Source organism: Pseudomonas sp. GW821-FHT04D07, from assembly GCF_059420225.1.
In genome coordinates, this window is record NZ_JBWKTH010000020.1 from 72,312 (window position 1) to 89,428 (window position 17,117).

General features: G+C 63.6%; 21 protein-coding genes. 12 read left to right on the forward strand and 9 right to left on the reverse strand.

The window, feature by feature from the left end; translation table 11 throughout:
• Positions 1–96: 96 nt before the first annotated feature.
• From AC07T0_RS21655 to AC07T0_RS21675, 5 genes are all read right to left on the reverse strand, one after another.
• Positions 97–780 carry an OmpW/AlkL family protein gene (locus AC07T0_RS21655; protein ID WP_495003107.1) on the reverse strand — a complete coding sequence of 228 codons (684 nt, stop codon included), beginning with the start codon at positions 778–780 and terminating at the stop codon, positions 97–99.
• Positions 781–1,073: 293 nt separating this feature from the next.
• Positions 1,074–1,607, reverse strand: a complete 534-nt coding sequence (locus tag AC07T0_RS21660) for a DUF3299 domain-containing protein (RefSeq protein ID WP_495003108.1) — start codon at positions 1,605–1,607, stop codon at positions 1,074–1,076.
• 8 nt (positions 1,608–1,615) lie between these two features.
• Positions 1,616–2,881: an ABC transporter permease gene (locus tag AC07T0_RS21665; protein WP_495003109.1), complete on the reverse strand. Its 1,266-nt coding sequence runs from the start codon at positions 2,879–2,881 to the stop codon at positions 1,616–1,618.
• A gap of 1 nt (position 2,882) precedes the next feature.
• Positions 2,883–3,593, reverse strand: coding sequence for an ABC transporter ATP-binding protein (locus AC07T0_RS21670; RefSeq protein ID WP_100944382.1), 711 nt, complete (start codon positions 3,591–3,593; stop codon positions 2,883–2,885).
• A gap of 129 nt (positions 3,594–3,722) precedes the next feature.
• The gene (locus AC07T0_RS21675; protein ID WP_495003110.1) at positions 3,723–4,334 is read right to left on the reverse strand and encodes a DUF2796 domain-containing protein; all 612 of its coding nucleotides are present in this window, start codon (positions 4,332–4,334) and stop codon (positions 3,723–3,725) included.
• A 135-nt stretch (positions 4,335–4,469) separates the two neighbouring features.
• Between AC07T0_RS21675 and AC07T0_RS21680 the strand changes: the two genes are divergently transcribed.
• Positions 4,470–4,820 carry a hypothetical protein gene (locus AC07T0_RS21680; RefSeq protein ID WP_495003111.1) on the forward strand — a complete coding sequence of 117 codons (351 nt, stop codon included), beginning with the start codon at positions 4,470–4,472 and terminating at the stop codon, positions 4,818–4,820.
• Positions 4,821–4,961: 141 nt separating this feature from the next.
• On the opposite strand, the gene trxA is transcribed toward AC07T0_RS21680, so the two are convergent.
• The 3 genes from trxA to AC07T0_RS21695 are packed head-to-tail and all read right to left on the reverse strand — an operon-like array spanning position 4,962 to position 7,006.
• The gene (trxA, locus tag AC07T0_RS21685; protein WP_495003112.1) at positions 4,962–5,834 is read right to left on the reverse strand and encodes a thioredoxin; all 873 of its coding nucleotides are present in this window, start codon (positions 5,832–5,834) and stop codon (positions 4,962–4,964) included.
• A 30-nt stretch (positions 5,835–5,864) separates the two neighbouring features.
• A complete protein-coding gene (locus tag AC07T0_RS21690; protein WP_495003113.1) occupies positions 5,865–6,551 on the reverse strand; it encodes a class I SAM-dependent methyltransferase in 687 nt (228 codons plus the stop codon).
• Positions 6,548–7,006: a YbaY family lipoprotein gene (locus AC07T0_RS21695; protein WP_495003114.1), complete on the reverse strand. Its 459-nt coding sequence runs from the start codon at positions 7,004–7,006 to the stop codon at positions 6,548–6,550. Before AC07T0_RS21695 ends, AC07T0_RS21690 begins: the two co-directional genes overlap by 4 nt.
• 141 nt (positions 7,007–7,147) lie before the next feature.
• Here AC07T0_RS21695 and nrdR point away from each other — a divergent pair, with 141 nt between their 5' ends.
• The 11 genes from nrdR to AC07T0_RS21750 all read left to right on the forward strand — a co-directional run bounded on the left by nrdR (position 7,148) and on the right by AC07T0_RS21750 (position 15,054).
• On the forward strand, positions 7,148–7,612 hold the full coding sequence (gene nrdR, locus AC07T0_RS21700) for a transcriptional regulator NrdR (protein WP_164886258.1): 465 nt from the start codon (positions 7,148–7,150) through the stop codon (positions 7,610–7,612).
• Positions 7,609–8,748: a bifunctional diaminohydroxyphosphoribosylaminopyrimidine deaminase/5-amino-6-(5-phosphoribosylamino)uracil reductase RibD gene (ribD, locus tag AC07T0_RS21705; RefSeq protein WP_495003115.1), complete on the forward strand. Its 1,140-nt coding sequence runs from the start codon at positions 7,609–7,611 to the stop codon at positions 8,746–8,748. The genes nrdR and ribD overlap by 4 nt, the downstream gene beginning before the upstream one ends.
• Before the next feature lie 45 nt (positions 8,749–8,793).
• A complete protein-coding gene (locus AC07T0_RS21710; RefSeq protein WP_495003116.1) occupies positions 8,794–9,456 on the forward strand; it encodes a riboflavin synthase in 663 nt (220 codons plus the stop codon).
• Between the two features lie 31 nt (positions 9,457–9,487).
• Positions 9,488–10,579 (forward strand): bifunctional 3,4-dihydroxy-2-butanone-4-phosphate synthase/GTP cyclohydrolase II, encoded by a 1,092-nt coding sequence (gene ribBA / locus AC07T0_RS21715; protein WP_100944390.1) that lies wholly within the window; start codon positions 9,488–9,490, stop codon positions 10,577–10,579.
• 91 nt (positions 10,580–10,670) lie between these two features.
• Positions 10,671–11,147, forward strand: a complete 477-nt coding sequence (gene ribH, locus AC07T0_RS21720) for a 6,7-dimethyl-8-ribityllumazine synthase (protein ID WP_495003117.1) — start codon at positions 10,671–10,673, stop codon at positions 11,145–11,147.
• Positions 11,144–11,644 (forward strand): transcription antitermination factor NusB, encoded by a 501-nt coding sequence (nusB, locus tag AC07T0_RS21725; RefSeq protein WP_177101688.1) that lies wholly within the window; start codon positions 11,144–11,146, stop codon positions 11,642–11,644. The genes ribH and nusB overlap by 4 nt, the downstream gene beginning before the upstream one ends.
• 18 nt (positions 11,645–11,662) lie before the next feature.
• Positions 11,663–12,628 (forward strand): thiamine-phosphate kinase, encoded by a 966-nt coding sequence (gene thiL / locus AC07T0_RS21730; protein ID WP_495003118.1) that lies wholly within the window; start codon positions 11,663–11,665, stop codon positions 12,626–12,628.
• Complete coding sequence (locus AC07T0_RS21735) at positions 12,625–13,128, forward strand: phosphatidylglycerophosphatase A family protein (protein WP_495003119.1); 504 nt, start codon at positions 12,625–12,627, stop codon at positions 13,126–13,128. The genes thiL and AC07T0_RS21735 overlap by 4 nt, the downstream gene beginning before the upstream one ends.
• 10 nt (positions 13,129–13,138) lie before the next feature.
• Positions 13,139–13,921, forward strand: a complete 783-nt coding sequence (locus AC07T0_RS21740) for an ABC transporter substrate-binding protein (RefSeq protein ID WP_495003120.1) — start codon at positions 13,139–13,141, stop codon at positions 13,919–13,921.
• Between the two features lie 99 nt (positions 13,922–14,020).
• Positions 14,021–14,638 carry a GTP cyclohydrolase II gene (ribA, locus tag AC07T0_RS21745; protein ID WP_495003121.1) on the forward strand — a complete coding sequence of 206 codons (618 nt, stop codon included), beginning with the start codon at positions 14,021–14,023 and terminating at the stop codon, positions 14,636–14,638.
• Positions 14,635–15,054, forward strand: a complete 420-nt coding sequence (locus tag AC07T0_RS21750; RefSeq protein WP_495003122.1) for an MFS transporter — start codon at positions 14,635–14,637, stop codon at positions 15,052–15,054. The genes ribA and AC07T0_RS21750 overlap by 4 nt, the downstream gene beginning before the upstream one ends.
• Before the next feature lie 129 nt (positions 15,055–15,183).
• On the opposite strand, the gene dxs is transcribed toward AC07T0_RS21750, so the two are convergent.
• A complete protein-coding gene (gene dxs / locus AC07T0_RS21755) occupies positions 15,184–17,082 on the reverse strand; it encodes a 1-deoxy-D-xylulose-5-phosphate synthase (RefSeq protein WP_495003123.1) in 1,899 nt (632 codons plus the stop codon).
• Between the last annotated feature and the right edge of the window lie 35 nt (positions 17,083–17,117).

The following is a 17,117-nucleotide window of genomic DNA, read 5'->3' on the forward strand; positions in this document are numbered from 1 at the left end:
ATGAGGCGCCTTTTTCATGGGGTGATGGAACGCTGATAGGTGGCGAGCGGGCAAGCCCGCTCGCCACAAAGTGAGTACTGGAACTCAAGGTAGAGCTTAGAATTTGTAGCCGATACCGACCATGTAGACCCATGGATCGACCTTCACATCCACCTTGGTCTGGCCTACGCCCAGGGCGGTCGGCCCGTCGACGGTGGCCTTGGTGTCGATGTCCACATACCAGACCGAGGCGTTGAGCAGCATGCGGTCGGTGAGCATGTAGTCGAAGCCCAGTTGTCCGGCCAGGCCCACCGAGTTCTGCAGCTTCATGTTGCTGAAGCCTTCATCCTTGCGCTTGCTGGTCAGGTCTTCGCCGAAGAACATGGTGTAGTTGATACCGACACCGGCATAGGGCTGGAACTTGGAGCTGGCATCCAGCGGGTAGTACTGCAGCGACAGGGTCGGTGGCAGTTGCTTGATATCCCCCAGCTTGCCATCCAGCGCCGGGCCGAGGCCCTTGACCGATACTTCGTGATGGAACGGCGTCGCGGCCAGCAGTTCCAGACCGATATGGTCGGTGAACATGTAGGCGAAGGCCAGGCCCAGCTGGGTGTCGCTGTCCACTGTGGCCTTGGTGCCGGAGATTCGCGCGCCGTCGAGTTTCAGGTCGCCGCTGCTGTCATTGGGCGAGACGGTGGCGGCACCGGCGCGGACGATGAAATCACCCGCCTCGTGGGCGTGGGCAAGGGGCGCGGCGAGGGCGAGCGCAACGAGAGAGGCGCTGAGCAGGGATTTTTGCATTGGGGGGGGCTCCAAAGGACGGTTCAAATTCACTGGGTCCAATGGTAAGGAGCGAGCTGGGTCGGTCGTTGACTCAGCTCAACGGAAGGCAGGGCTGGTTGTTGACCCAGCTCAATGAAAAGCCAATGGTCGAGTTGGGGCAGGAACTTTTGGGTTGTTTCTGCTGACGCTATCGCGAGCAAGCTTGCTCCTACAGGATTTGTGTCGTACGCAAAATCTGTGCACGACGCTCAATTTGTAGGAGCAAGCTTGCTCGCGATGACGCCCTTGAAAACACCGGTGAACGAGCGGTCTTACTCCGGCAATTCGTACACGTAGATCTTCTGTGCCGCCATGCTGTACCCCGCATCCGCCAGGTCGCTGGTGCTCTGCTTGACCTGCATGTCACCCTCGATCCAGTACGGCTGATACAGCTCGTCAACCTTGACCCCCAGCTCACTGGTCACATGCACGATCTGGTTCGACGGCGGTGGTGGCACATGGATGCAGGCGCCGAAATACGGCACCAGCAGGAATTCCGTGGTCCGGCCTTCCTCACTGACTTCCAGCGGCACGATATACCCCGGCAGGCGCACATGCTGGCCATCCAGGGCCTTGACCACCGGCGCATCGGGTAACGACTGCTTGGCCGCTGGCGCGGCTTCGACGTTCATGCTGCCGATTTTCGACAGGTCATGCAGCGGTGCCATCTGCGGGACTTCCGGCGGCGCATCGGGCGGAATCATGTCCTGCCAGGCCAGCTCCTTGGGTTTGTCATCGGCCCACAGCGGCGTTGCCGTTACCACGGACAGCGCCAGCAACACGCCGACCAGGACTTTATTCTTCATCGCAGCACTCATAAACGGATGGACAGGCCATCGGCCAGGGATTGTCGATAGGCGCGCCACGCCGGCACGCTGCCCATCAACAGGGCGGCAACGAGGATACCGCCGAGCAGCGTCCATTCATATTCGCTCGGCCAGGACAGCGGCAGGTACAGCCCGTAGTTCGATTGCACATAACCCTGGGCGAGGGCGATGCACAGGTAGAGCAAACCGACCCCGGCCACTACCCCGGACAACGCCAGGGCAAAGGCTTCCAGTATCAGCAGACTGGCGATATGCCAAGGCCGCGCGCCCACCGAGCGCAGGATCGCCATCTCCCGGCGGCGTTCGTTGAGGCTGGTGAGGATCGCCGTGAGCATGCCGATCAAGCCGGTCAGGACCACGAACAGCGAGACCACGAACAAGGCTTTTTCCGCCGTGCCCATCAGGCTCCACAGCTCCTGCAAGGCCACGCCTGGCAGGATCGCCAGCATCGGCTCGCCACGGAACTCATTGATCTCGCGTTGCAGGGCGAAGGTCGAGACTTTGTTGTTCAGGCCGAGCATGAAGGCGGTGATGGCTTGCGGCGTCAGGTCCATATTGCGTGCCTGGTCGGCGCTGATGCGTCCGGCGCCGTGGGCGGGTACACCGTCGTGCCAATCGATATGGATCGCCTCCATGCCGCCGAGGCTGATATGCAGCGTGCGGTCCACCGGTGTGCCGGTGCGCTTGAGGATACCGACCACGCTGAAGGGTTTGTCGTCATGCTTGACCAGGCTGATGGCCGCCACGCCATGGGCCAGCACCAGCTTGTCGCCAAGCTTGTAGTGCAGCGCGTCGGCCACCTCGGCACCGAGCACCACCTCGAACGGGTCGGTGGCGAACGGGCGGCCTTCGGCCAGTTGCAGGTTCTGCTGGTGGCCGTACTGGTAATGCTCGAAATAGGCCTCGCTGGTGCCCAGTACCCGGTAGCCGCGATGGGAGTCGCCGAGGGACATTGGGATCGCCCACTTCACTTTCGGGTTGTTGGCGAAGTGCTCGAAGCTGTCCCAGCGGATGTTGTTGGTGGCATTGCCGATGCGAAACACCGAGTACAGCAGCAGGTTCACCGAGCCCGAGCGGGCGCCGACGATCAGGTCGGTGCCGCTGATGGTGCTGGCGAAGCTGGCGCGGGCTTCGGTGCGCACGCGCTCCACGGCCAGCAGCAGGCAGACCGACAGGGCGATGGCGAAGGCCGTGAGCAGAGCGGTGAAGCGGCGGTTGGCCAGGCTGGCCAGGGCCAGACGAAACAGATACATCTCAGACCTCCGCGGGCGTGGCCGCGCGATTCAATTCGGACAGCGACAGGTGACGGTCGAACAGCGGGGCCAGACTCTGGTCATGGCTGACGAACAGCAGGCTGGAGCCGGCTTCGCGGCATTCGGCGAACAGCAGTCGGATAAAGGCTTCGCGGGCATCGTAGTCCAGCGCCGAAGTCGGCTCGTCGGCGATCACCAACTCCGGCTGGCCGATCAGCGCGCGGGCGGCGGCGACCCGTTGCTGCTGGCCGATGGACAGCGAGTCGGCGCGACGTTCGAGCAGGGCCGGATCGCTCAGACCGAGGTGGGCGAGCAGGGTCGCGGCGGCCTGGTCGGCACTGCCGTGGCGCTGGATCGCGCGGCTGGCGCGCAGTTTGGAAAAGTGGCAAGGCAGCTCGACGTTCTCGCGTACCGAGAGAAACGGCAGCAGGTTGAACTGCTGGAAAATATAGCCGGTGTGGTCGACGCGAAAACGGTCGCGGGCGCCGGCCCCCAGTTCGGTGAGTTCCTGGCCGAGCAGGCGGATGCTGCCCCGGCTGGGTTTCTGCACGCCGCCCAACAGGCCAAGCAAGGTGGTCTTGCCGCTGCCGCTGGGACCTTTGAGGAACAACGTTTCGCCCGGTTCCAGACGGAACGCCGGGATATCCAGCAACTGCGGATGGCCGGGCCAGTTGAAGCCGAGGTCGGACAGTTCGATAAGTGCTTGGGTCATAAAGGCCGATTCACAGGTGGGTACTCATGTAGGAGCCAGCTTGCTGGCGATTCAGACGCCGCGGTGTTTCAGGCAGACCGCGTTATCGTTCATCGCCAGCAAGCTGGCTCCTACAGGGATGGAGGCGGATCAGAACTTCAGGGTGGCAGCCTCTGGCGTGGCGTCAACCCCTTGTTGGCCGCTGCCGGAAATCAATTGCACCTGGATCTTGTGAGTGGCCGGGAAAGTCTTGAACACCTGGCCCAGGTCCAGGGTCTTCAACGCGGCCGGAGTGGCGCAGGTGAATTGGTAATGGGCGTGGATCTCGCTGTGGTCGTGATGGTGCTCGGCACCGGCGACTGGGGTGGGGCCGGCGGCTTCAGGGGCGTGATCGTCGTCATCATCGTCATCGGCTTCTTCAGGCGCCGGATCGCCGAACAGCGGGCTTTCCAGCGTTTGGCTGGCGACGACGCAAGCGGCGGCTTTCGGCAGGTTGAACAGCTCCAGCGGCTTCTCCAGCAACAGGTGTACGGCCGCGACCTTGGCCTTGTCGGCATCGCTGGTGGCCGGGTGTTCGAAGCCCACCAGGTTCATCGCCGGGCTTTGCAGTTCCAGTTCCAGGGTCTGGCCGTCGAGTGCCGCGTTCAGCCGGCCCACGCCGTGCTCGTGAGCGCCGAGGCTGCCGTGTTCGTGGGCGTCATGGGCCTGGGCGGCAACCAGCGGGAGCAGGGCAAAAGGCAGGGCGAGCAGCAGGTGGCGCATGGCGTTTCTCCAGGAACGGCAACAAGGGTGTTTTGTTATGTGATCTTATAACAATTTATGGCTTGTTCGGCCACTGGCTTGGCGTGTCGGGTGACGCATGGGAGCATGGGCGCCTGCAATCGCGAGGTGAGCATCATGCTGCGAATTCGAGGCACCATCGGCCAATGGCCGGTGGATTTGACGCTAGAGCTGGATGAAGGCGACTGGGCGCGGTTGGGCGCGCAGTTGCAAGTGAGCGTGCCGCCAGACGCGGGCGCTGCGGTGGTGGCCCGGCCGGTGAGCCAGGACGAGGCCTTGTGGCAGACGGCCAGGGATCTGGTGCGCCAGGCCGGGCAGATCGACGGGCCGCAGTTGCTCGGACAATTGGAGGGGCTGGCGGGGAGTACGGCGGCGGCCAAGCGCCTGTTGGTGCGCTTGCGCCACTGTAGCGAGGTCAAGGTGCTGAGCGGGACGGATTCGCCGCTTTACAGTTGGGTCCAGGCTTGAGGGCGGGGCCCCAACCTCAAACACAACACACATCCTGTAGGAGCCGGCTTGCCGGCGATTCAGACGCTGCGGTGTTTCAGGCAGACCGCGTTATCGTTCATCGCTGGCAAGCCAGCTCCCACAAGGGCAATGCAGCGGTGTTTAGTACAGCGCGGCGAACAGTCGGCGACGGTAGGTGGTCACCAACGGGTGGTCGTTGCCCAGCAGATCGAACACCTGCAGCAAAGTCTTGTGCGGCAGGCCTTCGCTGTAGCCGCGATTGCGGGTAAACAGCTTGAGCAAACCGTCCAGCGCCGCTTCGTATTGCTGGCGCGACAGTTGCTGCACCGCCAACTGGTAGGCCGCTTCATCGTCCTGCGGGTTCTGCGCCAGGCGCGCTTTCAAGTCAGCGGCCTCCGGCAGGTCAGCCGCCTGACGCAAAAAGGTCAGTTGCGCCTTGGCCCCGGCCAGCGCGGCCTTGTGCTCGTCGCTCTTCACCGCGTCGAGCACCGCCTGGGCTTCGCCCAACTCGCCGCGCTCGGCCAGGCAACGGCCATAGAGGATCAGCGCCTTGGCGTTGCTGTTGTCTTCGCCCAGCAGTTCCTTGAGGGCCGCTTCGGCATCACCGATCCGACCTTCGGCGAACAGCGCCTCGGCTTGCTCAAGAGGATCGGCCGCCGTCGGCGGCGGCATCTGCACATGCGGCTCGAGCATTTTGCGCACCGCCGATTCCGGCTGGGCACCGGCGAAACCATCCACCGGCTGGCCATCCTTGAACAGCACCACGGTGGGCAGGCTGCGAATGCCGAAACGGGCGGCGATGTCCTGCTCGGCATCACAGTCGACCTTGGCCAGCAGCAGCTCACCCTGATAGCTCTCGGCGATCTGTTGCAGCATCGGCATCAGCGCCTTGCAGGGCGCGCACCACTCGGCCCAGAAGTCCACCAGCACCGGCTTGTGGAACGAGTTCTCGATCACCGACTGGTCGAAATCAGCGGTGGTGGCGTCGAAGATGTAGGGGGTGGGCTGAGTCATCGGAATCTCGGAAAGCGGGGAATGGGACAACTATAAAGCCTGGGCTCGATGGCCGAAAGCCGGCTGACGCCGGGCATGGTAGAGACTGACCTGGCGAAACTCCTCCGGCTCGGCCAAGTCCGGCAGCGTGAAGGCTTCGAGCATTTCCACGCGGCGATACAACGGATGACGGAAATCCCGCACCCGCGAATCGGCCACCAGGGCCTCCTGGCCCCGGCTGAGAAACTGATCGAGCAACGGCAGGTTTTCCCGGTCATACAGCACATCCGCCACCAGGATCAGATCGAAACGATCGCTCTGGGCAAAGAAGTCCGCGCTGTAGCGCAGTTCCACCCCATTGAGTGCCGCATTCGCCCGGCAAGCCGCCAACGCCAGTGGATCGAGGTCGCAGGCCACCACTTCCCGCGCCCCGGCCCGGGCCGCGGCGATCGCCGCCACACCGGAACCAGCGCCGAAATCCAGCACTCGCTTGCCCGCCACCCAGTGCGGGTTTTCCGCCAGGTAGCGGGCCATGGCCAGGCCGCTGGCCCAGCAGAAACTCCAATAAGGCGGTTCATGCAGGATTCGCCGGGTTTCTTCGGAGGTAAAGGCGCGATCCATGTTGTGTGCATCGATCAGCCACAACTGCAACGCGGTCCCGGGTAATTCACAGGCCACCAGTTGCGCATCGCCCAGCAACTCGCTCAAGGAACGTTGCAGGTCCGCCGGTGCACTCATGGCGCGGTAAAAAATTGCAACTGGCCCAGGGCCTGGGTGGTCGGCTCGGTGATGATTCGCGACGGCAGATGCAAGATCAATTGCCCGGACTGGCTGACCCGTCCGCGCAATTCCACCCGGCTGCCCACCGGGAACACCTCCGGGTTGAAGCGCAGGCGGAATGGCAGGACCTGGCCGGTGCCGTTGATCTTGCTGCTGGCCAGCAATTGCTGTGGACGACCGCGCTCGTCGATCACCAACAGCGCCAGTTCTACTTCCGCGCCTGCCGGCACGCCTTGCAAGGTACCGCTCAATTCACGCTGAAAGCTGGGCAATGGACCGAGTTCTTCATAGGGATTGACCGGTTTGTTTGCCTGTTGCTGGGCTGGCGCCACCGGGACGGGCTTGGGTGGTGGGCTGCCACAAGCGGCCAGGAGGCCGGCGAGACTGAGCAAAACAAGCGGTCGTACTGACATGAACGGCTCCAACCCAAGGCGAAATACGCTGCATCTATCTGTATAAAAGGTAGTCGGGCGACTGTATACCGCAAACCCTATGGCTTGTCTTGCCACGGGGATGCGCTACCATGGCCCTCCCATTTTTTGTTGCCTGCCACCATGCACTGTCCCTTCTGCGGTGCCAACGACACCAAAGTCATCGACTCGCGTCTGGTCGCCGAGGGCGAACAGGTGCGCCGCCGGCGTGAATGCCTGGCCTGCGGTGAACGTTTTACCACCTTCGAGACCGCCGAACTGGTCCTGCCACGCCTGATCAAACAGGACGGCAGCCGCCAACCCTTCGACGAAGACAAACTTCGCGCCGGCATGCAGCGCGCGCTGGAAAAGCGCCCGGTCAGTGTCGAGCGCCTGGAAGCCGCGCTGGTGCATATCAAGCACAAGCTGCGGGCCACCGGCGAGCGCGAGGTCAAGTCGCTGGTCGTCGGTGAACTGGTGATGGCCGAGTTGCAGAAACTCGATGAAGTCGCCTATATCCGTTTTGCTTCGGTCTATCGCCGCTTCCAGGACCTCAACGAGTTCCGCGAAGAGATCGACCGCCTCGCCCGCGAGCCCGCCAAAGAATGAGCCGTCCAACCGAGCAGGCCGTCCTCGACGCCCACTATATGGCCCGTGCCCTGGAGCTGGCCCGCAAGGGCCGCTACTCGACCCATCCGAATCCACGGGTTGGCTGTGTGATCGTGCAGGCGGGCGTGGTGGTCGGCGAAGGCTGGCACGTGCGCGCCGGCGAACCGCATGCCGAGGTGCATGCCCTGCGCGAGGCGGGTGAAAACGCCCGTGGGGCCACGGCCTACGTCACCCTTGAGCCGTGCAGCCACTTTGGTCGTACGCCACCGTGTGCCGACGCCCTGGTCAAGGCCGGCGTGGCGCGGGTGGTCGCGGCCATGCAGGACCCCAACCCGGAAGTCGCCGGCCGTGGCCTCAAGCGTCTGGCCGACGCCGGCATCGCCGTGCACAGCGGTGTGCTGGAAGGCGAGGCGCGGGCACTGAACCAGGGCTTCCTCAAACGCATGGAACACGGCGTGCCGTTCGTGCGGGTCAAGTTGGCGATGAGCCTGGACGGGCGCACCGCCATGGCCAGCGGCGAAAGCCAGTGGATCACCGGGCCGCAGGCGCGTTCCGCCGTGCAGCGCCTGCGGGCCCAGGCCAGCGTGGTGCTGACCGGCGCCGACAGCGTGCTGGCGGACAATGCGCGGATGACCGTGCGCCCGGCCGAGCTGGGCCTCGATCCGGAACTGAGCGCCCTGGCCGAGCGCCGTCCCCCCCTGCGGGTGTTGATCGACGGGCGCCTGCGGGTACCATTGGATGCTCCATTCTTCACGGCGGGCCCGGCGCTGGTGGTGACCTGCATTCCGGGCGCCGCCGAACGTTATCAGGCCCTGGGCCATGAGCTGCTGGAAGTCCCTGGCGCCGAAGGTCACGTCGACCTGCGCCGCTTGCTGACCGAACTGGCCGCCCGTGGCGTCAACGAAGTGCTGGTGGAAGCCGGCCCACGCCTGGCGGGTGCCTTTGCCCGGCAGGGTCTGGTGGACGAATACCAATTGTTTGTCGCCGGTCAGTTTCTCGGCTCCACGGCGCGTCCATTGTTGGACTGGCCGCTGGAGCGGATGGACCAGGCGCCTCGGCTGAAGATCATCGAAATGCGCGCAGTCGGCAGTGACTGGCGAGTCACCGCAATACCTGACCCGGCACCCGGCGTATAATTTTTGGCTTGCGCCACGCGCGGGCCTGTTCTCGAGGAGGACTTCATGTTTACCGGCATTATCGAATCCATCGGCAGTATCCGAGCCCTGAACCCCAAGGGCGGCGACGTCCGCGTCTACGTGGAAACCGGCAAGCTGGACCTGGCCGACGTCAAGCTCGGCGACAGCATCGCGGTGAACGGCGTCTGCCTGACCGCGGTCGAACTGCCGGGCGACGGCTTCTGGGCCGACGTCAGCCGCGAAACCCTGGACTGCACCGCCTTCAACCAGTTGAAAGCCGGCAGCCGGGTCAACCTGGAAAAAGCCTTGACCCCGACCACCCGCCTCGGTGGGCACCTGGTCAGCGGCCATGTCGACGGTGTCGGTGAAGTGGTTGCCCGTGAAGAAAACGCCCGGGCCATCCAGTTCCGCATCCGCGCGCCGAAAGAACTGGCCAAATACATCGCCCATAAGGGCTCGATCACCGTCGACGGCACCAGCCTGACGGTCAACGCGGTGAACGGCGCCGAGTTCGAACTGACCATCGTCCCACACACCCTGGCCGAAACCATCATGGCCGACTACCGTCCTGGTCGCCAAGTCAACCTCGAAGTCGACCTGCTGGCTCGTTACCTGGAGCGCCTGCTGCTGGGCGACAAGGCTGCGGAGCCGTCGAGCGGTGGCATCAGCGAAAGTTTCCTGGCCGCCAACGGCTACCTCAAATCCTGACACTCAAATTTTGAAAGAAGGGGGGTGCCGCGTGGCGCTCAATACGATTGAAGAGCTGGTCGAAGACATTCGCCAGGGCAAGATGGTCATCCTCATGGATGACGAAGACCGCGAGAACGAAGGCGACCTGATCATGGCCGCCGAATGCTGCAAGGCCGAGCACATCAACTTCATGGCCAAGCACGCCCGTGGCCTGATCTGCATGCCGATGAGCCGTGAGCGCTGCGAACTGCTCAAGCTGCCGCTGATGGCGCCGCGCAACGGTTCCGGCTTCGGCACCAAGTTCACCGTATCCATCGAGGCCAGCGAAGGCGTGACCACCGGCATCTCCGCCGCCGACCGCGCCCGCACCGTGCAAGCGGCAGCGGCCAAGGATGCCAAGGCCGAGGACATCGTCAGCCCTGGCCACATCTTCCCGCTGATGGCCCAGCCCGGCGGAACCCTGGCCCGCGCCGGCCACACTGAAGCGGCCTGCGACCTGGCGCGCATGGCCGGTTTCGAGCCAAGTGGCGTGATCTGCGAAGTGATGAACGACGACGGCACCATGTCCCGTCGCGCCGAACTGGAAACCTTCGCCGCCGAACACAACATCAAGATCGGCACCATCGCCGACCTGATCCACTACCGGATGATCCACGAACGTACCGTTCAGCGGATTGCCGAGCAGCCGCTGGACAGCGAACTGGGGCATTTCAACCTGGTGACCTATCGTGATTCGGTGGAAGGCGACGTGCACATGGCGCTGACTTTGGGCAGCTTCTGCGCCGAAGAACCGACCCTGGTGCGGGTGCATAACATGGACCCGCTGCGCGACCTGTTGATGGTCAAGCAACCCGGGCGCTGGAGCCTGCGCGCGGCCATGGCCGCGGTGGCCGAGGCCGGTAGCGGCGTGGTGCTGCTGCTCGGTCACCCGCTGGATGGCGACGTGTTGCTGGCGCATATCCGCGAGACCGCCGAGCAGGTGCCGGCGAAAAAGCCGACCACCTACAGCATCGTCGGTGCCGGTTCGCAGATCCTGCGCGACCTGGGCGTACGCAAAATGCGCCTGATGAGTGCGCCGATGAAGTTCAATGCGATATCCGGTTTCGACCTGGAAGTAGTAGAATACGTGCCCTCCGAATAAAGACTGGCTGCTCGCGGCCCTTGATTCGCGGTTCAAATATCCCTGAGGGGCGCGTACTAGGCGCGCCCCGGCTCTTTAAGAGAATTGTCGAATGACCCTGAAGACCATCGAAGGTACCTTCATCGCCCCCAAAGGCCGCTACGCCCTGGTGGTCGGCCGCTTCAACAGCTTCGTTGTCGAAAGCCTGGTGAGCGGCGCTGTTGACACCCTGGTTCGCCACGGTGTCAGCGAAAGCGACATCACCATCATCCGCGCACCTGGCGCCTTCGAAATCCCGCTGGTGGCACAAAAAGTCGCGCAGAAAGGCGACTTCTCGGCGATCATCGCCCTCGGCGCGGTTATTCGTGGCGGTACTCCGCACTTCGAATACGTGGCGGGTGAATGCACCAAGGGCTTGGCCCAGGTCTCCATGGAGTTTGGCGTGCCGGTCGCGTTTGGCGTACTGACGGTCGACTCCATCGAACAAGCCATCGAACGTTCCGGCACCAAAGCCGGCAACAAAGGCGCCGAAGCCGCCCTTTCCGCCCTGGAAATGGTCAGCTTGCTGGCGCAATTGGAGGCTGTGTGATTAGCGACGAAAGCGATCGTTTCAACCCGCGCGATCCGAAGCCTGAAGGCGCCGGCAAGCCCTCCAAGAGCGTCAAGCGTCGCGAAGCCCGTCAGCTCGCGACCCAGGCCCTGTACCAGTGGCACATGGCCAAGCAGTCGCTGAACGAGATCGAGGCGCAGTTCCGGGTCGACAACGATTTCAGCGATGTCGACGGCGCTTACTTCCGTGAAATCCTGCATGGCGTTCCGCAGTTCAAGAGCGAAATCGACACCGTTCTCAAACCTTGCCTGGACATCGAGATCGAAGAGCTGGACCCGGTTGAGCTGGCGGTATTGCGCCTGTCCACCTGGGAACTGCTCAAGCGCGTCGACGTACCGTACCGCGTGGTGATCAACGAAGGGATCGAACTGGCCAAGGTCTACGGTTCCACCGACGGTCACAAGTTCGTCAACGGCGTGCTCGACAAACTGGCGCCGCGCCTGCGTGAAGCTGAAGTGAAGGCGTTCAAGCGCTGATCCGCGCTTGACCTTTGCATGGGCGAGTTCGAGCTGATCCGCAATTTCTTCGCCGCCGCGCCCTGTGCGCAGGCCGGCGAGGGTGTTGCCCTGGGCATCGGCGACGATTGCGCCCTGCTGAGCGTCCCCGCCGGGGAACAACTGGCGATTTCCACCGACACCCTGGTGGCGGGTGTGCACTTCGCCGATCCCTGCGACCCTTTCCTGCTCGGCCAGCGTGCGCTGGCTGTTGCCGCCAGTGATCTGGCCGCCATGGGCGCCACGCCCCTGGCCTTTACCCTTGCCCTGACCTTGCCGCACAACGCCGCCGACTGGCTGCAGGGCTTTGCCCGCGGCTTGAACCTGATGGCGCAACACTGTGGCTTGCGCCTGGTAGGTGGTGACACCACCCGTGGGCCGTTGTGCCTGACGCTGACCGTGTTCGGTCGGGTACCGACGGGCCAGGCGCTGACCCGCAGTGGCGCGCAAGTCGGCGACCTGCTGTGTGCCGGCGGCGACCTGGGCAATGCGGCGGGTGCCTTGCCGCTGGTGCTGGGGCAGCGTACGGCGGCGCCGGCGATTGCCGAGCCGCTGTTGGACCACTACTGGTCGCCCAAGCCGCAACTGGCATTGGGTCAGTTCTTGCGCAACAAGGCGACCTCGGCACTGGATATCTCCGACGGGTTATTGGCCGATTGCGGGCATATCGCGACGGCATCTTCCGTCAGGTTGCAGGTGGAACGTGATGCGCTGCCCTTGTCTTCGGCGCTGCAGGCCTTTCTCGGTCAGGAAGGGGCCCGCGAGGCGGCCCTCAGCGGTGGTGATGACTATGTGTTGGCCTTTACCCTGCCAGCCGCCGAGTTGCCCGGGTTGCTGGCCGCGCACCCAGCGGTACGGGTGATCGGCCAGGTACTGGGCGGGCAGGGCGTGATCCTGGTGGACAGCGCCGGCCGCGACATCACGCCGGCACGCCGGGGCTACCAACATTTTCCGGAGACACCGTGACAGATCATCCCAAGCAGGTCCCGGCCGAGTTCGTGCCGCCGTCGGTCTGGCGCAATCCCTGGCATTTCCTGGCCTTCGGCTTCGGTTCCGGCACCTTGCCCAAGGCTCCGGGCACCTGGGGTTCGCTGGTTGCGCTACCCTTTATACCGTTATGGCGGATGTTGCCCGACTGGGGCTACTGGCTGATGCTGGGCGTTACCCTGCTGTTCGGCTTCTGGCTGTGCGGCAAGGTCGCCAACGATCTGCGGGTGCACGACCACGAAGGCATTGTCTGGGACGAGATGGTCGGGATGTGGATCACCCTCTGGCTGGTGCCGGACGGTTGGTACTGGTTGCTGGCGGGTTTTGCGCTGTTCCGTTTTTTCGACATCCTCAAGCCCTGGCCGATCCGCTGGATCGACCGGCATGTTCATGGCGGCGTCGGCATCATGCTCGACGACGTACTGGCCGGGGTTTTCGCCTGGCTGGTCATGCAAGGGCTGGTGCACCTCTTTACCTGAGGATTCGGGCATGTTTGGCTGTCGGTTGTGGGTGCTGCTGTTCTGTCTGTTGACGGGTGGCGTTGTAGGTAATGTTGTTCAGGCGCGTGAAGAAACTTCCTTGCCTGGGGTGGTCCACCTCTCCAGTGAGGAATGGGTCGACTACACCGGTGCCGACGGTCGCGGCATGGCCTGGGATGTCATGCGCGAGATTTTCGAGCCCAAAGGCGTCAAGGTCTTGATCAGTATCGAGCCCTATACCCGGACGATCGGACTGGTGCAGCGGGGTGACGCGGACGCCTGGGTGGCGGCTTATCGCGACGAGGTGGTGGGTGCCCTGTATCCGCGCTGGCATTTCGATGTCGATCATCTCTATGCCCTGGGGCTGGCGAGCAATCCGCAGCCGACTCTGGAGACGCTGGGCATCTACCGCCTGGCCTGGATGCGTGGCTACAAATACCAGCACTACTTGCCCAATATCCGGCATTACAACGAAATCGTGCGCCGGGATGGGATCTTGCCGATGCTTTCCCACAGCCGCGCCGACTACTACATTGATGCGTTGTCTGAGGTGAACGAGGTGCTGGGCCAGGCCGCGCACCCGGAAATGTACCAGCGCACCCACTTGTTGGACCTGCCGCTGTACCTCGGATTTGCCAACACGGCGCGGGGACGGGCGTTAATGGCTTTGTACGATCAACGTATGGACGAACTGGTCAAAAGTGGTGAGTTGCGGGCTATTTTCGAGCACTGGAAGCAGCCTTATCCGTTCGACTCCATGCCGCTGCCGGTGCCAACGAATCAAACCTATTGATAGTTATCATGGATAATTCAGCCTAAGCGTCTGTAGGAACCTACTGTTACAATGCGACTTCTGCGAATTTCCAGTCCTCATACTGATCAGGAGCACACGGTGCCCGTCGTTTTCGTCGCCGCTTCCAAACTGCCAACCCCCTTTGCGACCTTCACCATGAATGGCTTTCTCGAAGAAACCACCGGTCGTGAACACGTCGTGCTGACTCTGGGGGATGTGGCGGATGGCGCACCGGTTCTTGGCCGTGTGCATTCCGAATGCCTGACCGGCGATGCCTTGTTCAGCCAGCGCTGCGATTGCGGCTCTCAGCTGGAGGCGGCCCTGCGGGCGATCGCCCTCGAAGGTCGCGGCGTGTTGCTGTACTTGCGCCAGGAAGGTCGCGGCATCGGTCTGATGAACAAGATCCGTGCTTATGAATTGCAGGACGGCGGTGCCGACACCGTCGAGGCCAACGAGCGCCTGGGCTTTGCCGCTGACCTGCGCGACTACGCCATTTGCCGGCCGATGCTCGAATACCTGGGCATCCAGTCGCTACGCCTGATGACCAACAACCCGCGCAAGGTCAAGGCCTTGACCGAGATGGGCATCACCGTGGCCGAGCGCGTGCCGCTGCAAACCGGACAGAACCCGCACAACAAACTCTACCTGGCGACCAAGGCCGGCAAGCTCGGCCATATGATGGGCAACGAGCACCAGAGCGAGGCGGATCCGGCGTGACCCGCGGCCAGGTGAAGCGTCGGTTGTCGGTGGGCTGGTGGAAACAGCTGGTGCTGAGTGTGCTGCCGCTGTTTGTCGCGAACTGGCTTTTTGCTCAGACGGATCCGTTGCTGCCGGTGCTGGCGATGCCGTTTTTCATTGCCGGGGTGGCTTCGATGTTTGTCAGCCTGCGCTTTTTCGGGGCTTACAAGCGGTCGCTGATCGCGACGCAGACGGCATTGGATACGCCGGAAGAGCCGGCGGCCTGGATTGAGCTGGCGAATGTGCGGCGCAAGGCCCTGGTGGTAGCGGCGTTGCCGACCTGGATCGGCACCCTGGCGGTGTTTGTCGGGCTGGAGGCGGTGCCGTTGATGCTGCTGGTGCTGTCCACCGTGGTGCTGTTCTACCTGTACCGCATTCCGCGGCAGCTGGGCTGATAAGCCCGGCGCTGCTTTCCCCCTGTAGGAGCGAGCTTGCTCGCGATGGGCGCCAACGATAACGCGGGGTGCCTGACGCCCCGCGGTGTCCCTACCTCCATCGCGAGCAAGGGGGGGCGTAGCAAGGGCCTACAGCCCCAGCAGCTTCATCCGCTCAGTCACCGACGCTTCGATCCCCGCCACATCCAACCCGCACTCCGCCAGCATCTGCGCCGGTTTCGCGTGTTCGACGTACACATCCGGTAACCCCAGGTGCAGCACCGGCTTGAGCAGGTTGTCCCGCGCCAGGAACTCGCTGACCGCCGCTCCGGCGCCGCCCATGATGGCGTTTTCTTCGATCGTCACCAGCAACTCATGGCTGCCGGCCATCTCACGCACCAACGCTTCATCCAGCGGTTTGACGAAACGCATGTCGACCACGGTCGCATCAAGCTTCTCGGCGACGATCAAGGCCTCGGTCAACTGCACGCCAAACACCAGCAGGGCCACTTTGCTACCCCGACGGCGAACCACGCCCTTGCCGATCTCGATCGGTTCCAGGTCTTTCTCGATGGTCGCGTTCGGCCCGGTACCGCGCGGATAACGCACTGCCGCCGGGCCGTTGTACAAATGACCGGTGCTGAGCATCTTGCGCAGTTCGTTCTCGTCACTCGGGGTCATCACCAGCATGCCGGGGATGCAGCGCAGGTACGACAGGTCGAAACTGCCAGCGTGGGTCGGGCCGTCTTCGCCCACCAGGCCGGCGCGGTCGATGGCGAACAGCACGTCGAGGTTCTGCACCGCCACATCGTGGACAAGCTGGTCATAACCGCGTTGCAGAAAGGTCGAGTAGATCGCCACCACCGGCTTGGCGCCTTCGCAGGCCATGCCGGCGGCGAAGGTCACCGCGTGTTGCTCGGCAATCGCCACGTCGAAGTAGCGCAGCGGGAAACGCTCGCTGAAGGCCACCAGATCGGAGCCTTCCTTCATCGCCGGGGTAATGCCCACCAGGCGCGAGTCGGCGGCGGCCATGTCGCACAGCCATTCGCCGAAGACGCCGGAGTATTTCGGTCCGCTGGCTTTCTTCGGCGCGGCGGCCGGGGCGTCCAGGGGTTCGAGCTTGGTGATCGCGTGGTAACCGATCGGGTCGAGTTCCGCCGGGGCGAAGCCCTTGCCCTTCTTGGTCACCACATGCAGGAACTGCGGGCCCTTGAGGTCGCGCATATTGCGCAGGGTGGCGATCAGGGTCGGCAGGTCATGGCCGTCGATCGGGCCGATATAGTTCCAGCCCAGCTCTTCGAACAAGGTGCCGGGGACCAGCATGCCCTTGGCGTATTCTTCGGTACGCCGGGCGATTTCCCAGGCCCCGGGCAGGCGCGACAGCACTTTCTTGCTGCCTTCGCGCATGCTCGCATAGGTGCGGCTGGAGAGGATCTTCGCCAGGTAGTTGGACAGGCCGCCGACATTGCGCGAAATCGACATGTCATTGTCGTTGAGGATCACCAGCATGTTGGCGTCGACTTCCGGCGCGTGGTTCAGCGCCTCGAAGGCCATGCCGGCGGTCAACGCGCCGTCGCCAATCACGGCGATGGCCTTGCGCTCGCTGTTCTGCAGGCGAGCGGCGATGGCCATGCCCAGGGCGGCACTGATGGAGGTGCTGGAGTGACCGACGCCAAAGGTGTCGTACTCGCTCTCCGAACGGCGCGGAAAGGCGGCCAGGCCGTCTTTCTGACGCAGGGTGTGCATGCGCTCGCGACGACCGGTGAGGATCTTGTGCGGATACGCCTGATGGCCCACGTCCCACACCAGCCGGTCGTCCGGGGTGTCGAAGACGTAGTGCAACGCGATGGTCAGTTCGATCACGCCCAGGCCGGCACCGAAGTGCCCGCCGGTCTGACCGACCGAATAGAGCAACTCCTGGCGCAATTCATCGGCCAGGGTTTCCAGCTCGGCTTCACCTAACCGGCGCAGGCCGGCCGGCGTGTCGGCACGGTCCAGCAGGGGCGTGGTCGGGCGCTTGCGGGGAATCTCATGGAACGTCGTGGGCATCAGGCGAATCGTTATAGGTATAGAAGAGGCGGCAG

Excerpts from the sequence above, each read along its gene's own strand:
- AC07T0_RS21655 (WP_495003107.1), bottom strand. The coding sequence starts at position 780 with ATGCAAAAATCCCTGCTCAGCGCCTCTCTCGTTGCGCTCGCCCTCGCC.
- trxA (WP_495003112.1), bottom strand. The coding sequence starts at position 5,834 with ATGACTCAGCCCACCCCCTACATCTTCGACGCCACCACCGCTGATTTC.
- ribD (WP_495003115.1), top strand. The coding sequence starts at position 7,609 with ATGAGCCGTCCAACCGAGCAGGCCGTCCTCGACGCCCACTATATGGCC.
- ribH (WP_495003117.1), top strand. The coding sequence starts at position 10,671 with ATGACCCTGAAGACCATCGAAGGTACCTTCATCGCCCCCAAAGGCCGC.
- AC07T0_RS21740 (WP_495003120.1), top strand. The coding sequence starts at position 13,139 with ATGTTTGGCTGTCGGTTGTGGGTGCTGCTGTTCTGTCTGTTGACGGGT.
- dxs (WP_495003123.1), bottom strand. The coding sequence starts at position 17,082 with ATGCCCACGACGTTCCATGAGATTCCCCGCAAGCGCCCGACCACGCCC.
- nrdR (WP_164886258.1), top strand. The coding sequence starts at position 7,148 with ATGCACTGTCCCTTCTGCGGTGCCAACGACACCAAAGTCATCGACTCG.
- AC07T0_RS21665 (WP_495003109.1), bottom strand. The coding sequence starts at position 2,881 with ATGTATCTGTTTCGTCTGGCCCTGGCCAGCCTGGCCAACCGCCGCTTC.
- AC07T0_RS21710 (WP_495003116.1), top strand. The coding sequence starts at position 8,794 with ATGTTTACCGGCATTATCGAATCCATCGGCAGTATCCGAGCCCTGAAC.
- AC07T0_RS21690 (WP_495003113.1), bottom strand. The coding sequence starts at position 6,551 with ATGAGTGCACCGGCGGACCTGCAACGTTCCTTGAGCGAGTTGCTGGGC.
- AC07T0_RS21680 (WP_495003111.1), top strand. The coding sequence starts at position 4,470 with ATGCTGCGAATTCGAGGCACCATCGGCCAATGGCCGGTGGATTTGACG.
- thiL (WP_495003118.1), top strand. The coding sequence starts at position 11,663 with ATGGGCGAGTTCGAGCTGATCCGCAATTTCTTCGCCGCCGCGCCCTGT.
- AC07T0_RS21660 (WP_495003108.1), bottom strand. The coding sequence starts at position 1,607 with ATGAAGAATAAAGTCCTGGTCGGCGTGTTGCTGGCGCTGTCCGTGGTA.
- AC07T0_RS21670 (WP_100944382.1), bottom strand. The coding sequence starts at position 3,593 with ATGACCCAAGCACTTATCGAACTGTCCGACCTCGGCTTCAACTGGCCC.
- AC07T0_RS21695 (WP_495003114.1), bottom strand. The coding sequence starts at position 7,006 with ATGTCAGTACGACCGCTTGTTTTGCTCAGTCTCGCCGGCCTCCTGGCC.
- AC07T0_RS21675 (WP_495003110.1), bottom strand. The coding sequence starts at position 4,334 with ATGCGCCACCTGCTGCTCGCCCTGCCTTTTGCCCTGCTCCCGCTGGTT.